The 14553-nt window shown below is 71.2% G+C and carries 15 protein-coding genes; 7 read left to right on the forward strand and 8 right to left on the reverse strand.

The genetic code is table 11. From position 1 onward, the window contains the following. Window positions 1-43: 43 nt before the first annotated feature. Window positions 44-454: an ArsR/SmtB family transcription factor gene (locus tag ACQPYK_RS16070; RefSeq protein WP_433256008.1), complete on the reverse strand. Its 411-nt coding sequence runs from the start codon at window positions 452-454 to the stop codon at window positions 44-46. A gap of 112 nt (window positions 455-566) precedes the next feature. Between ACQPYK_RS16070 and ACQPYK_RS16075 the strand changes: the two genes are divergently transcribed. The 3 genes from ACQPYK_RS16075 to ACQPYK_RS16085 all read left to right on the forward strand — a co-directional run bounded on the left by ACQPYK_RS16075 (window position 567) and on the right by ACQPYK_RS16085 (window position 3341). Then, on the forward strand, window positions 567-2555 hold the full coding sequence (locus ACQPYK_RS16075) for a heavy metal translocating P-type ATPase (protein WP_433256010.1): 1989 nt from the start codon (window positions 567-569) through the stop codon (window positions 2553-2555). A 151-nt stretch (window positions 2556-2706) separates the two neighbouring features. Then, window positions 2707-2931: a FitA-like ribbon-helix-helix domain-containing protein gene (locus ACQPYK_RS16080; RefSeq protein ID WP_433256012.1), complete on the forward strand. Its 225-nt coding sequence runs from the start codon at window positions 2707-2709 to the stop codon at window positions 2929-2931. After that, window positions 2928-3341: a type II toxin-antitoxin system VapC family toxin gene (locus ACQPYK_RS16085; RefSeq protein WP_433256014.1), complete on the forward strand. Its 414-nt coding sequence runs from the start codon at window positions 2928-2930 to the stop codon at window positions 3339-3341. Before ACQPYK_RS16080 ends, ACQPYK_RS16085 begins: the two co-directional genes overlap by 4 nt. Before the next feature lie 86 nt (window positions 3342-3427). On the opposite strand, the gene ACQPYK_RS16090 is transcribed toward ACQPYK_RS16085, so the two are convergent. Further along, entirely contained in the window at window positions 3428-4324 is an 897-nt protein-coding gene (locus ACQPYK_RS16090) for an NAD-dependent epimerase (protein ID WP_433256016.1), read from the reverse strand. A gap of 71 nt (window positions 4325-4395) precedes the next feature. Here ACQPYK_RS16090 and ACQPYK_RS16095 point away from each other — a divergent pair, with 71 nt between their 5' ends. Then, window positions 4396-5376, forward strand: a complete 981-nt coding sequence (locus tag ACQPYK_RS16095; protein WP_433256018.1) for a GlxA family transcriptional regulator — start codon at window positions 4396-4398, stop codon at window positions 5374-5376. Between the two features lie 49 nt (window positions 5377-5425). After that, a complete protein-coding gene (locus ACQPYK_RS16100) occupies window positions 5426-5737 on the forward strand; it encodes a hypothetical protein (protein ID WP_433256019.1) in 312 nt (103 codons plus the stop codon). Window positions 5738-5842: 105 nt separating this feature from the next. Here the strand turns inward: ACQPYK_RS16100 and ACQPYK_RS16105 are convergent, their stop codons facing one another. From ACQPYK_RS16105 to ACQPYK_RS16115, 3 genes are all read right to left on the reverse strand, one after another. Then, window positions 5843-6445: a hypothetical protein gene (locus ACQPYK_RS16105; protein WP_433256020.1), complete on the reverse strand. Its 603-nt coding sequence runs from the start codon at window positions 6443-6445 to the stop codon at window positions 5843-5845. 211 nt (window positions 6446-6656) lie between these two features. Further along, the gene (gene pruA / locus ACQPYK_RS16110) at window positions 6657-8282 is read right to left on the reverse strand and encodes an L-glutamate gamma-semialdehyde dehydrogenase (RefSeq protein ID WP_433256022.1); all 1626 of its coding nucleotides are present in this window, start codon (window positions 8280-8282) and stop codon (window positions 6657-6659) included. Continuing rightward, window positions 8282-9208 (reverse strand): proline dehydrogenase family protein, encoded by a 927-nt coding sequence (locus ACQPYK_RS16115; protein WP_433256024.1) that lies wholly within the window; start codon window positions 9206-9208, stop codon window positions 8282-8284. Before ACQPYK_RS16115 ends, pruA begins: the two co-directional genes overlap by 1 nt. Before the next feature lie 94 nt (window positions 9209-9302). On the opposite strand from ACQPYK_RS16115, the gene ACQPYK_RS16120 reads away from it, so the two are divergent. Both ACQPYK_RS16120 and ACQPYK_RS16125 read left to right on the forward strand, forming a co-directional pair. Next, entirely contained in the window at window positions 9303-10370 is a 1068-nt protein-coding gene (locus ACQPYK_RS16120) for a PucR family transcriptional regulator (protein WP_433256026.1), read from the forward strand. A 32-nt stretch (window positions 10371-10402) separates the two neighbouring features. After that, window positions 10403-11377: a hypothetical protein gene (locus tag ACQPYK_RS16125; protein WP_433256027.1), complete on the forward strand. Its 975-nt coding sequence runs from the start codon at window positions 10403-10405 to the stop codon at window positions 11375-11377. Window positions 11378-11528: 151 nt separating this feature from the next. Here the strand turns inward: ACQPYK_RS16125 and ACQPYK_RS16130 are convergent, their stop codons facing one another. From ACQPYK_RS16130 to ACQPYK_RS16140, 3 genes are all read right to left on the reverse strand, one after another. After that, complete coding sequence (locus ACQPYK_RS16130; protein ID WP_433256029.1) at window positions 11529-12146, reverse strand: FMN-binding negative transcriptional regulator; 618 nt, start codon at window positions 12144-12146, stop codon at window positions 11529-11531. Between the two features lie 104 nt (window positions 12147-12250). Then, entirely contained in the window at window positions 12251-13402 is a 1152-nt protein-coding gene (locus ACQPYK_RS16135; RefSeq protein ID WP_433256030.1) for a glycosyltransferase, read from the reverse strand. Window positions 13403-13520: 118 nt separating this feature from the next. Next, window positions 13521-14474 carry an anti-sigma factor RsbA family regulatory protein gene (locus ACQPYK_RS16140; RefSeq protein WP_433256032.1) on the reverse strand — a complete coding sequence of 318 codons (954 nt, stop codon included), beginning with the start codon at window positions 14472-14474 and terminating at the stop codon, window positions 13521-13523. Window positions 14475-14553: the final 79 nt, after the last annotated feature.

The raw sequence follows: 14553 nt of genomic DNA on the forward strand, positions 1-14553 counted from the left end.
CGCCGCTCACGCCCGCCCGCCGCTCGCGCCCGTCCGCCCGCGTTCAGCGCGCGGCGACCTCCTCCTGCTCCTCCTCTGCTCGTGCGAGCAGCTCGGCCGGGGTGTCGGACAGGCCGAGCCGTAGGTGTTCGACGTGATAGAGAGCCTGGTCCAGCAGTTCGGCGACGTGGTGGTCGTACAGCGAGTACACCACCGAGCGGCCCTGACGTTCGCCGACGACCAGGCCGAGGTTACGCAGCAGCCGAAGCTGGTGGGAGCAGGCGGACTGCTCCATGCCCACCTCGGTGGCCAGCTCGGTGGTCGGCAGCGGACCCTCGCGTAGCCGGGCGAGGATCAGCAGCCGGGATGGAGTGGCCAATGCCTGCAGCGTGGCGGCGACCTTCGGGGCGTTGCCCGCATCCAGACGGGTGCGCGGCACGGCGTTATCGGCGGGAGTGACGACTCGATGGCCCATGACTCCAGGATACCGACCGCATATATGCATGAAAGAGTGTTCATGTGTTCCTGTATGGTGAGGGGGTCGGCCCGACCTGACCCGCACGCACTCACGCACAAGGATCGCCGCTGTGTCTTCCACCCTCACCCGTCCGGCCCCGCCCGCCGGCACCGTCCGTGACGCGCTCACCTCCGGACGCCGCAGCCGGGTCTTCGCGCTGCCCGAGGCCCGCTGGGCGGCAGCCGCTCTGGTGTCGTTCCTGGTCGCGCTGCCACCGCAGCTGCTCGGCGCCTCCGCGTGGGTCTGGGGCCCGCTGTACGCACTCACCTACGTCTGCGGAGGCTGGGAGCCGGGCTGGGCGGGCTTGAAGGCGTTGAAGGACAAGACCCTGGACGTGGACCTGCTGATGGTGGTCGCCGCGCTCGGGGCGGCCGCGATCGGACAGGTCCTGGACGGCGCCCTTTTGATCGTCATCTTCGCCACCTCCGGCGCCCTGGAGGCCGTCGCCACCGCCCGCACCGCCGACTCGGTACGCGGCCTGCTCGATCTGGCCCCCGACACCGCCACCCGGCTGACCGGCGACGGCACCGAGGAGACGGTGCCCACCGAGCGGTTGTCGGTCGGTGATGTGATCCAGATCCGGCCCGGGGAGCGGATCGGCGCCGACGGCCGCGTGCTGGAGGGGGCGAGCGAGGTCGACCAGGCCACCGTCACCGGCGAACCCCTTCCCGTCGCCAAACAGGCCGGGGACGAGGTGTTCGCCGGAACCCTGAACGGCACCGGCGCGCTGCGCGTGAGGGTCGCACGGGACGCCTCCGAGTCGGTGATCGCCCGGATCGTGGCCATGGTCGAGGAGGCCTCCGCGACCAAGGCCCCCACCCAGCTGTTCATCGAGAAGATCGAACAGCGCTACTCGGCCGGCATGGTCGCCATCACCCTGGCCCTGTTCGTGCTGCCGCTACTGTTCGGCGCCGACGTGCGGCCGACCCTGCTGCGGGCGATGACGTTCATGATCGTCGCTTCGCCGTGCGCGGTGGTGCTGGCCACCATGCCGCCGCTGCTGTCGGCGATCGCCAACGCCGGACGCCACGGCGTGCTGGTCAAGTCCGCCGTGGTCATGGAGCGCCTCGGACAGGTCGACGCGGTGGCGCTGGACAAGACCGGCACCCTCACCCGGGGCGCCCCCCGCCTCACCGACATCCGCACCCTGGCCGGCTCCGGACTGGACGCCGAGGACGTGCTGGCCCTGGCGGCGGCCGCCGAGCATCCCAGCGAGCACGCGCTGGGCCGCGCGGTCGTCGAGGCCGCCCGCGCTCGCGGCGTGGACGTCGCCGTCGTCACCGGCTTCACCTCCACCCCCGGTCTGGGGGTGAGCGCCACGCTCGGCGGAGCGAAGATCGCGGTCGGCGCCCCGGCCCGGCTGCTGTACGGCCTGGCCGGGCCGCGCGCCGCCGACGCCGCCGGCGCCGTGACCGCCCTGGAGACCGAGGGCCGCACCGCGGTCCTGGTCACCCGGGACGCAGAGCCGGTGGGGGTGCTCGGCATCGCCGACCGGCCACGCCCGGACGCCGCCGGCACCGTCGCCGCTCTCACCGCGCTGGCCGGCACCGCTCCGGTGTTGCTCACCGGTGACAACCCGCGCGCCGCACACCGGCTCGCCGCGGAGGTCGGCATCACCGACGTGCGCGCCGGGCTGCTACCGCAGGACAAGGTCACCGCCGTTCGGGAGCTGCAGGCGGCCGGGCGCAGGGTGCTGATGGTCGGCGACGGCGTCAACGACGCGCCCGCACTGGCCGCCGCCCACACCGGCATCGCGATGGGCCGGGCCGGCTCCGACCTGGCGCTGGAGACCGCCGACGCCGTCGTGGTCCGCGACGAACTGGCCGCCATCCCCGCCGTCGTGGCGCTCTCACGCCGCACCCGCCGCCTGGTCGTGCAGAACCTCGTCATCGCCGCGGTGTTCATCACCGGCCTGGTCGTCTGGGATCTGGCCGGACACCTGCCGCTGCCGCTGGGAGTCGCCGGTCACGAGGGCTCCACCGTCATCGTCGGCCTCAACGGCCTGCGCCTGCTGCGCACCGCCGCCTGGCGCCGCGCCCGCATCGGGGACGAGCGATGAGCCGCCGCACCCGCCGGAGCAGCACCGGGAGGCGGGAGCCGGGCGGCCCCGTACACGGTCGCGGTGTGCCACGGCGGCCACCGCGGCACAGGGGCGGCGTCCCGTTCGGCCCCGCCCTGAATGCATGCAACGTGCATGCTAACATGCATGCATGGGAATAATGCAGATTCGGGACATCCCCGAGGAGACCGAGCGGACGCTGAAGGTCAGGGCGGAGCGTGAAGGCAAGTCGCTGACGGCCTATGTGCGCGACCTTCTGAACGAGGAGGCGGCCACCCCGACATTGGACGAGGTGATGGCCAAGATCGCCACCGATGAGCCGGTGCCGTACGACCCCGACTTCGTCCGCGAGACGATGCGTGAGGGTCGCCGGTGACCCTGGTCGTGGACGCCTCGATCGTTTTCCGCCTGCTGGCCAATGTGAGAGGCGACGACCTCCTTCGGCAGCGGTTGGCCCGCAAGCTGCACGCGCCGGCGTTGATCGATGTGGAGATCGCCTCGGTGGTACGCGGACATGTGATCACCAGCAAGCCGGAAGTGCGCATCTCCGAGGAGCGGGCCCGGGTCATGCTGGAGCGCTACGCCCAGCTCAAGATCGTCCGTCATTCGATGCTGCCCCTACAGCGGCGGGTGCTGGAGTTGCGGAACAACTTCACCGCCTATGACGGCATGTACGTGGCCCTCGCCGAGCTGCTGGGGGTGCCGTTGCTGACCGACGACGCCAAGTTCGCCGGTTCGACCGGGCACCGGGCGGAGATCCACCGCTACCCGCCCCCGCCGGTGTAGATCGTTCCACATGTGCCGCCGACAGCGGTGGTCGGTCGCCGGCACGACGCCTTCCCGATGGCAGGGGTTCGCGGTTCGCGGTTCGCCTACTGGCTGGTCATCTCGATGAGGGCCTGGTCAAGTGGGGCCGGCCCGAAGCCGAAGGTCCGCTGGGTCAGGGATGAGTCCAGGACGAAGGGGCGCCGGTAGAGGTACTGCATCTCGGGAACCTCCGCCATGATCGGGTCGGTGAGGGCCAGGCGGCGGATCTCCTCCAGGGGCATGCTTTCCAGCTTCGGCTCAGGTGCTCCGGTCAGGAAGGCCATGCGGACCGCCACCTCCCGCGCGGTGACCACCGTGGACGGAACGTGCCAGGCCCTGCCCCACGAGCGGTCGTCGCGCGCCGCCGCGACCAGGGTGCGCGCCACGTCGCCGGTGTAGGACCAGCTCTGGGGTACGTCCAGATCGTAGGGAAGGAAGGCGGGATCCCCGGTCAGCAACGGCCCGGTCACCATCAGGTTGAACAAGGAGTAGGCCCCTGCGCCGAGGAGGTCGGCGGCGCGCACCTCGGTGACCCGTGCGCCAGACGCGACGGCGTTCGCCCAGATCCGTGCCCGGACCGCGCCCTTGACGGTGGTCGGCGCCATGGGCAGATCCTCGGTGAAGGCGCTGTGGGTCGGGCCGTAGCCGTAGACGTTGCCCAGCATCACATAGCCCGCTCCGGTGCGTTCGGCGGCGATCAGCTGCGCGGCGGCCAGCGCGGGGAACTGCTCGGGCCAGCGGTCGTACGGCGGCGCCGCACAGTTGATCAGCGAGCCTGCCCCCTCGGCAAGGGAGGTCAGCAGGCTGACATCGGTGGCGTCGGCTGCCACCCGCTCGACCAGCGGGTGCTCGACACCGCCACCGCTTCGGGTGATCTGGCGCACCCGCTCGCCCGAATCGGCGAGCAGGCGTGCCGTCGCGATTCCGGTTGAACCTGCTCCAAAGACAACGGTGAAAGTCATGTGGACCACCCTGCTCGGGATGCGAGCCGTACACTAGTGGCTGAAATGCCATATATCCGGAGGTTCTGGCCATGCATCGGATAGCAGTCATCGCGGTGCCACCCGTGACGGTGTTCGACCTGTCCATCCCCGAGATGTTGTTCGGGGCGGCCGAGGTGGACGGTGCTCCCGGCTACGAGGTCGTCATCTGCGCCGCCGAGCCGGGAACCATCGCCGGCACCTACAGTCTGGACGTGGTGATCCGCAACGGCCTGGACGTGGTGGCCGGTGCGGACACCGTGATGGTCACCGGCTCGGGGGAGCGGCACGCCGCCGACCCTCGGGTGTTGGGCGCCCTGCGCGAGGCGGCCGCCGCAGGTGGGCGGATCGCCTCGATCTGCACAGGTGCGTTCACCCTGGCCCAGGCCGGCCTGCTCGACGGCCGTGGTGCCACCACGTACTGGGTGCACTCCGAGGAGCTGAGCAGCCGCTTCCCCGCCGTCAAGGTCCAGCCCGACGTGCTCTACGTCGAGGACGGCGACGTCCTCACCTCGGCCGGGCTCAGCGCGGGGATCGACCTGTGTCTGCACATGATCCGCACCGACTACGGTGCGGCGGTCGCCAACGCGGTGGCCCGGCTGGCGGTGTTCGCGCCGGTACGGCCCGGCGGCCAGGCCCAGTTCATCGACCTACCCCTGCCGTCCGAGCGCGGTGTCTCCCTGGCCGAGACCCGTGAGTGGGTGCTGCGGAGGCTGCACGAGTCGCTGACCCTGGCCGATCTGGCGGCCCACGCGCGCACCAGCGTGCGGACCCTGACCCGCAGGTTCCATGCCGAGACTGGGCTGAGCCCACTACAGTGGCTGCTCCACCAGCGGGTGCAGCGAGCCAGGGAGCTGCTGGAGACGACGGCACTGTCCATGGACCAGGTGGCCCGGCAAAGCGGCCTGGGCAGTGCCGACTCGCTACGCCAGCACTTGCTGAGGCGACTCGGCATCAGCCCCAGTGCCTATCGCGCGAGTTTCACCCGCCGAGAGGCCGACCGCGCGCTTCCGGGCGGACGGGTGGCGCGTTGACGTCGCGGACGTTTTGGAGGTCGGGCCTGTTCACCGGAGGATGGGTCCGATGATGATCGGCTCGGGCAGAGCGTGCGGCCGCAGGCCGGCGACGCAGCAGCACCACCGGGACCCGCGGGGGATGGGCGGCGACCCGCGGACGATCACGAACTGCCCGTGCAACGGGCTGGACCTGGACGACGTCTGCCACGCGTGGGTCGAGCAGAACCGGACGATCGCGCGGGAGCTGGGAGTGCTGCTGGGGCCGGGGGAGGATCCGTGCACGGAGCCGGTGCTGGTGCGGGCGGCGTACGGGCCGGGCTGGTATCGGCTCGATGTCGACGGCGGCGCCTCGTGGGTCGGGTCGATGCCGTGGCCGTAACCGGAAACGGATGACGTCCGGGTCTCGCGTTCGAGGCTCGGGCGCCGCTGCTTTTCACGGCCTACGACGACGCGGGCAAGCCGAACCGGTGGTGACGGCCGGTGCTCAGGTGCGCCGTTGGCCGGCTGGTTCTGTCGGCTGGTTGGTCGAGGTCAGCTGGGTGATGCTGGTCTCGCCGAGGATGGTGCGTCTGGCGAGGGCGTGTCCGTCGCACAGTCGTCGTCGCAGTTCGCCGGGGCCGACGATCCAGCGTGCGGTCTCGGGGCAGGGCAGCAGGCGGCGGGGGTAGTCCCAGGTGCGGTCGCATCCGGGTGCGACGCACCAGGTGCGGGTGGTGGGCCAGGCGGCGCCGTGGATGAAGCACATGCCGAAGCGGAGTTTCTCGCCGCAGTGGCAGAGGTCGGCCTCGTGATCGTCGACCAGGGTGCAGCCGTGGTCGGGGCAGCCGCCCTCCAGGGCCTGGCAGGCGTCGGCGGGCCGGGCGTTGACCATGGCCAGGCCGGATGCCACGGCGCGCAGGGTGGCGGCGGTGCGTCTGATCTGGTCGGGGTCGCCGTCGATCTGGTGGGCCAGGGGGATCAGCGCGGCGCGGCCGTCGAGCAGGAACAGTGCCTGGGTGGCGCGCAGTTCGGTGGACAGGGCCTCGGCGCGGTCGGCGAGATCACGCAGCTGGGCGGGGGTCACCAGGTGGTCGGAAGGATCGGTCATCGTGTCATTTCCGGTTACGTCGGCACAAGACTGCATGAAGAGTGAGACCCATGCGGGGTGACCCCTTTGACCGGGGTCGCCCCGCACCGCCGGGAAGTGATGAGGGCTGTCCGCCGCCCCCGGGTCTCACACACGAGACCCGGGGGCCGCTGCCTGTTCGGAATAGCCCAGCTTCTCAAGGTCGGGCTGCTGCCGACCAGTCTGGGGAATGTCAGCCCATGTGCGGGTAGCGGTGGTCGGTCGGCGGCACGAACGTCTCCTTGATCGTGCGGGCGTTCACCCAGCGGATCAGGTTGAAGATCGAGCCGGCCTTGTCGTTGGTGCCCGAGGAGCGGGCCCCACCGAAGGGCTGCTGGCCGACGACGGCGCCGGTGGGCTTGTCGTTGACGTAGAAGTTGCCCGCGGCGAAGCGCAGCCGCTCGGACGCCGAGGCGATCGCGTAGCGGTCCTGGGCGATGATCGAGCCGGTCAGCGCGTACTGGGAGACGTTCTCCATCTGGTCGAGCACGGTGTCGAAGTCGGCGTCGTCGTAGACGTGCACGCCGAGAATCGGCCCGAAGTACTCCTTGGAGAAGATCTCGTCGGTCGGGTCGGCCGACTCCAGGATGGTCGGCTTCACGAAGTAGCCGGTGGAGTCGTCGTAGGAGCCGGTCAGCACGTTGATCGAGTCGAGCCCGCGGGCCCGGTCGATCGCGGCCTTGTGCTTGGCGAACGCCCGCTCGTCGATGACCGCGCCCATGAAGGTCGACAGGTCGGCGGCCACGTCGCCGATGGTCAGCGACTCGGCGGTGCCGATGAGCTCGTCACGGATCGCCGACCAGATCGAACGCGGCACATAGGCGCGGGAGGCCGCCGAGCACTTCTGCCCCTGATACTCGAAGGCGCCGCGGACCAGCGCGGTGGTCAGCACCGCCGGGTCGGCCGAGGGGTGGGCCAGCACGAAGTCCTTGCCGCCGGTCTCGCCGACCAGGCGCGGGTAGGACCGGTAGGAGGCGATGTTCGCGCCGACCGTGGACCACAGGTGCTGGAAGGTCGCGGTGGAGCCGGTGAAGTGGATGCCGGCCAGCTCCGGATGGGTCGTGGCGACCTCGGAGACGGCGGTGCCGTTGCCGGTCACCATGTTGATGACGCCCGGGGGCAGCCCGGCCTCCTCCAGCAGGCGCATGGTGAAGTGCGCGGCGAACTGCTGGGTGGGGGAGGGCTTCCACACGACGACGTTGCCCATCAGGGCCGCCGCCGAGGGCAGGTTGCCGGCGATGGCGGTGAAGTTGAACGGCGTGATCGCCAGGACGAAGCCCTCCAGCGGGCGGTACTCCATCCGGTTCCACACGCCCGGCGACGACACCGGCTGGTCGCTGTAGAGCTGGCGCGCGTAGGCCACGTTGAATCGCAGGAAGTCGATCAGCTCACAGGCCGAGTCGATCTCCGCCTGCTGCGCCGACTTCGACTGGCCCAGGATCGTGGCGCCGTTCAGCGTCTGCCGGTACGGCCCCGCCAGCAGGTCGGCGGCCTTGAGGAAGATCGCCGCGCGCTCGTCGAAGGACAGCGCGCGCCAGGCGGGAGCCGCCTTCAGCGCGGCATCGATGGCGGCCCGCACGTCGTCGGCGGTGGCGTCAGCCGTACGGCCGAGCACGGAGGCGTGGTTGTGCGGCTGAACCACGTCGATGGAGGCGCCGCCACCCATCCGCTGCTCGCCGCCGATCGTCATGGTGAGGTCGAGCTGGGCTCCGGCCAGCTCCTTGATGCGGTTTTCGAGCGTGGCGCGCTCGGCGCTGCCGGGCGCGTAGCCGAGGATCGGCTCGTTGGCCGGGGCCGGGACGTTGGAGATGGCATCCATCACTTGCCTCCAAGGGCACGAAGAAAGAAGGCGATGTTCGCCGGGCGCTCGGCCAGGCGGCGCATGAAGTAGCCGTACCAGTCGTCGCCGTAGGGAATGTAGACGCGCATGGTGTGACCGGCGCCGGCCAGAGCCTGCTGCTTGTCGGTGCGGATCCCGTAGAGCATCTGGTATTCGTACTCGCCGCGGGTGCGGCCGAAACGGTCGGCGAGGGTCTCGGTGATCGAGATCAGCCGGTCGTCGTGCGTCCCGAGCATGGGGTATCCCTTGCCCGCCATGAGGATGCGCAGGCAACGGACGTAGGCCTTGTCGACCTCGCTCTTGCTCTGGTGGGCCACCGATACGGGTTCGGCGTAGGCGCCCTTGACCAGGCGGACCCGCGATCCCTCGTGGGACAGGTCACGGCAGTCGGCCTCGGTGCGGAACAGGTAGGCCTGGAGGGCGACACCGGTGGAGGGGAAGTCCTCGCGCACCGCCCGCAGAATGCCGAGCGTGGAGTCGACCGTGGTGTGGTCCTCCATGTCGAAGGTCACGTTCGCCCCGGAGGCATGGGCGGCCTCGCAGATCTGGTGGGCGTTCTCCAGAGCGATCTTGTCGCCGTCGCCGCCGAGCGCCTGGCCGACCGCCGAGAGCTTCACCGACGCCTCGACCCGGTCGCCGAGCCCCAGCTCACGAAGCGCGTCGAGCAGCACGACATAGGCGTCCGCCGTCTGGGCGGCGGCCGCGGCGTCCCGAGTCTCCTCACCCAGATGGTCGATGGTCACGGCGAGGCCGGCGCCGGTCAGCCTGCGGACGGCCTCGACCGCGTCCTGGGTGGTCTCGCCCGCGACGAAGCGGTCGACGACCTTGCGGGTCAGCGGAACGCCGGACACCGCGCGCCGCACGAGCGGCACCCGTGATCCGGCGAGAAGAAGGGAACCGAGCATGTATTCAGACTAAAACCCCAGTTCAGATAAGGCTCATGTGCATCTGCCACGACCGTTGTGACCTCCGTTCATACAGATGCACAACAATGGGAGGGTGCTGCAGGAGACAGTCGACGAGATCGCCGCCAGGCTCGGGGCTTCCGCCACCCTGGAAGACCGCTCGTTCCAGCTCCTGGCCTATGCCGCGCAGAGCGGCGACATCGACATCGTGCGCCAGGAGTCGATCCTGCGTCGCCGCGCGACGGAGGAGGTCCGAGCCTACTTCGAGGGCTACGGCATCGCGACCGCGCGCGGCCCGGTCCGCATCCCCGCCGACGCCGAGCTGGGCGTCCTCGCCCGCGTGTGCGTGCCGCTGCGGCACCAGGAGGTGACCTACGGCTATCTGTGGCTGCTGGACGACGGCACTCTCGACGGCGACGCACTCGCGTCGGTGTCGGGCCTGGTCGCCCGGGTCGCCGCGATGCTCGCCCAGGAGGCGCGTCGCCGCCAGGACCTGGGCAGGAGCCTGCGGGAGTTGTTCTCCGCCGACGCCGACGAGCGCTCCTGGGCGCTGTCCCGGCTCGACGTGCACGGTCCGGTGGCGGCGATCGCCGTTCGCAGCTCGCTGGACCGGGTGGCCGCGCTCTGGACGCTCCCGCGCGGCGTGCTCGCCGATCCCGGGCTCCTCGCGCAGGGCGAGTCGCTGGTCGCGCTGCTCGCCCCGGCGGGCCAGGCCGGGGAGCTGGCCGGCCGGATCCAGGCCATGTACGGCACGGCCGCGGGCGTCGGCGACGCCCGGACCGATCCCTCGCAGGCCTGGCGAAGCTGGCGGGAGGCCGTACAGGCGCTCAGGGTGGCGGACAAGGTGCCGGCCCTCGCGCCCGTCGCGGCCTGGTCCGACCTCGGCGTCTACCGAATGCTCGCCCGCCTGCCCCCGGCCGACCTGCGCGAGCTGGCGCGGGAGACGGCCGCGCTGGCCGGAGACCCGGAGCTGGCCAGGACCGTGGAGGGCTACCTCGACCGCGCCGGTCACGTTCAGCAGACCGCGGCGGCGCTCGGCGTGCATCGCCAGACGCTCTACTACCGGCTGGGCAAGGCCGAACGGCTCACCGGCCGTGACCTGGCCGACGGCGAGGACCGGCTGCTGCTCCATCTCAGCCTCAAAGCGGCCCGCCTGCTCTGAGGTGCGTTTCCGACATGTGCGAGCATGCCGCCATGAACGACGCTGATCCGGTACGGCGGGCGCTGGCCAGGCTGGTCGACTCCGGCGAGCTCCGCGCCGAGCAGGTGGAGCCGGTGGCCCTGGCCGTGCACGAGGCCCTGCGCGCCGGTGGGGCCGCCGGCCGGGTGCGCTGGAGCGAGATCGTCTCCTACGTCGGCGGCGGGCTCGTCCTCGCCGGGGCGGCCACCTTCGTCGGCCTGGGCTGGGATCGAATGACCCAGCCCGCCAGGGTCGCGGTGCTCGCGGTCATCACCGTCCTGCTGCTGGCGGCCGCCGCCTGGCTCGGCAGGACGGTGCCGCCGGTGTCCGGCAGGACGGTGCCGCCGGCGGCCGACGGGACGGTCGCCGTGCGGCGCAGGGTCGCCGCCACGCTCGCCGCGCTGGGCTCGGGCACGGCCGCCCTGTGCGTCGGGGTCGTCGCCGGAGGCCACGAGGTGCTCGCCGGTGGTGTGGCGGGGATGGTCGTCGCGAGCGCGGCCTACGCCGCGCTGCCCACCGCGATCGGCCTGCTGGCCTGCGGCGCGCTGGCCCTGGTGACCGTCACCGGTCTGCTGGACCTCTTCGCCCGGCCGAGCGGCGCGGCATGGGGAGCCGGTTACATCGCGCTGGGCGCGCTCGTCCTGGCGCTCGCCCTCGCCGGACGGCTCGTCCCCCGTTCGCTCGCCCTCGGCATGGGCGCGGCCATCGCCCTGTTCGGCGGGCAGTGGCCGGTCATGTGGGATGAGGAGGCCTGGGGCTATTCGGCGACCGCGGTGATCGCGCTGGTTTGCCTGGCGTTATACGGCAGGGAACGCGCTTGGGTGCTGATCGTCGCCGGCGTGTCCGGGTTGACGCTGGCGATTCCCGAGGCCGTCTGGCACTGGACCGGCGGAGCCGTCGGCGGCGCGGTGATCCTGGTCCTGACCGGAGCCGTCCTGCTGGCCGCCGCGGGCCTCGGCGTCCTGCTCCACCGCCGGGCGGCGCGCTGACGGGCGGCTCCTCTGGCCCCGCCCGTCGCGCCGGGCGGCGTACCGGCAGGACGGGGCGGGAGGTCGCCTGCTCGCCGGGTGGTGCGCGGGAGGGCAGAGCGGGAGGTCGCCTACTCGCCGGGTGGTGCGCGGGAGGGCGGGGCGGGATCGCCTATCCGCCGAGCCCGCGCAGAAGACGGCGACGGGCCGCGGCGTCGCCGGGACCGCCGCGCTCGGCCAGCCGGTCGGCGACGTGCCTGCGGTGCGGCTCGTCGGCGTTGCCGCCGTACTTGAACTTGCCGCTGACCTTCTGGATCGTCAGTCGCAGGCCCAGGATGCCGGGCAGGAGCCGCCGGTGCTCGGCCGGGTCCACCAGGTCGCCGTCGACCTCCAGGCGGGCGAGCTGGGCGCGGAGGATCTCGGCCTTGCCTTCGGCGTCACCGACCACCTCGGCGTGGCAGACGAGCTGGACGGCGGCATAGTAGGTGGTCGGGACGCCCGTGCGAGGGTCTTCCAGGCCGGGCAGGGCCTTCCATGCCCCGGGGACGTATGCCCAGTCCCCGGCGAGGGAGAGCACGACGGCGGGATTCTCCGCTATCGCCGCCCAGATGGGATTGGGTCTGGCCAGATGGAGCAGGATCGTGCGGTCGTCGGCGAGCAGGAACTGGGTCGGCACCACGACGGGGATCTCGCGGTCCCGGCCGGCGGCGATCAGGTGACCGAATTCGTTCGCCCGGACGAAGTCCAGTGCCTCATCCTCGGCCGCGGAGTCCCAGGGGTGAATCAGCATGCAGTCAAATGTATTTATATTCGAACAGCGCCATCAAGTGGATTTCCCGTACTGAAACAAAAGGAACGGGGATCCCGTTCCGGGGTCCCCGTTCCTTCGTCCGATCAGTGTCGCGTGGCGAGCGCGTTCTCGTAGACCTGGACCAGCTCCTGGCCGATCCTCTCCCAGGAGTAGCGGGACCGGGCGCGGTCGGCGCCGGCGAAGCCGAGCGCGGTGCGACGGGTGGGGTCGGCGAGCAGTTCGCGGATGAGCCGGGAGGTCCGCGCGGGGCGGTCCGCCGGCACCAGCAGGCCGGTCACCCCGTCCACGACGGAGTCGAGGTGGGCGCCCACGGCCGAGGCGACGACGGGCACGCCGCACGCCATGGCCTCCAGCGCGACGACACCGGTGGCGGCCTCGCGCGGCAGCGAGACGACCAGGTCGGCGCTGCGCATCAGCTTGGGCACCGAGGTGTGCGAAACGTGCCCGAGCATGGTGACCCGGTCCTCCACACCGACCTCCTTGGCCAGCAGCATGACGCGGTGCGCGTCGGCGTCGTGCGCCAGCCCTTCGGCGTCCGGTCCGCCGACGATGACCAACTCGGCGTCGGGAATGCCCTCCAGGGCGCGGATGATGGTGTGAACGCCCTTGTCCGCGGTCAGCGGGCCGACGTGGAGCAGGCGGGGCCGGGTGCCGCGGGTCGCCGCAGGACCCTGGCGACGGAAACGCTCGACGTCGACGCCGCAGGGAATCACCGCGATGTTGCGGCGCGGCACGCCCAGCCGGATCAGGGTGGACTCCTCGTCCCCGCATCCGGCGATCACCGCGCTGGCCCGGCGGCCGATCGCGCGCTGCACCCGGACCTTCTTGGCGTCACGGGTGTGCTCGCTGCTGAAGCTCTGGGTGAAGGGCACACCGAGGCCGTCCGCTCCCGCGATGGCGGCCAGGCCACCGGTCCAGGAGTGGGCGTGGATGACGTCCGGGCGATCCTGGCCCCAGCGGCGCATGAGCTGGTCGCCGAGGTCGGGCAGGTAGGGGAGCACACTGTCTTCGGGGAGGTCACGGGCGGGCCCGGCGGGCAGGTTCTCCAGCGTGACGCCCTGCGCCACGCGAACCCGCGGCTTGTCGTCGTCGGAGTGCTTGCGCGTGTAGATCGTGACCTTGTGCTCCCGGCCCAGCTCACGAGCGATGGCGATGAGGTGGGCGCGCTGCGCGGCGATGTCGGACGAGCTCTGTGAGGAGGACAGAGTGTCGGAGGAGACGAATGCAATGTTCACGGCACACCTCTGGGAGGAGATAGGCATGGAAAGCCTGTGATTCCTTCAGGGGTGCCTGCTTCTTAGGCACACGTCTGTATGGGAGAGACCATACCCGGATTCATGCCGAAGGCAAACCTCAGTATTTGCGGCTTTGCCGCAGCTCTTCGGCGCGTGTGCTGGGGACGTGTAGCTGGATCGCGTATCCGTCCAGGTCATTGTGGATGTCCAGCCGGTCGCAAAGCTGCCGGGCGATCCACAGTCCGTCGCCCGGCCTGGCGGTGGGGCCTGGTGGGAGGAAGCCCGCGACCGGATTGACGATGCTGCCGCCCCGGCAGTGGAGGTGACAGGTGATCGCCCCGAAGCGCTCCCACAACCGGACGGTCACCGGTGGTTCCACCTGCTCGGCGGCCTTGCCGGCCGCGATCGCGAGCAGGGTCGCCCGGTCCTGGCTCAGCCCCAGCAAGGACGCCTGGCCGGTGACGAACTCGCGCAGGGCATGAGACGTCTCCGCCGAGACGGTGACCGCGTCCGGCGGAGGTTCCAGCAGCGGAGCCGAGTCACATTCACGGATGAAATCCACTGGATCGGTGTATTCCGGGCAGGCAAGTCGGGTACGGCCATCCGCCGAGATCGTCGGATGGGTGCGCCGCGCGGCCGTCACCACGTCCGGATCCAGGACGCGCGCGTCATAGGGGCAGATCATCCACACGTTGGTGTCGCTCAGCAGCAGGTTGAGCCCCGACTCCATGCGTTGCCAGGCCCGGACCTCGCGGGTCGCCCGGCCGGTCCACACCGGCTCGGCGATGATCCGGACGTGCCCGTCGCCCCGGGCCTCCAGGCCGCGCCGCCGCCAGTAGCGGTGGAAGGCGGTGGTGCGTTCCACCGTCCGGCGGCCGAGGAAGCCGCTCTCCGCGTAGTCGACCAGGAGGCCGTCCCGGCCCAGCGCGTCGCCGAGCAGTTCGAGGTTGGCCGAGGTCGTCGCGACCATCACCGGGTCGCCCTTGGCCAGCCCGTCCCGGATGAACGGCAGCGCCATCGCCAGAAACCGCTGGTCGGAGTCGTACACCGCGGCCTGGTGGACGGCCGTCACCGCGAATCGCCCCCGGACGGCCGCAGGCCGGTCGCCAGGTCGCGCTCTCGCACCGGACCGGCCGGACGACGCCGGGCGG

The organism is Streptosporangium sp. CA-135522, from assembly GCF_050949235.1.
Classification (GTDB): Bacteria; Actinomycetota; Actinomycetes; order Streptosporangiales; family Streptosporangiaceae; genus Streptosporangium.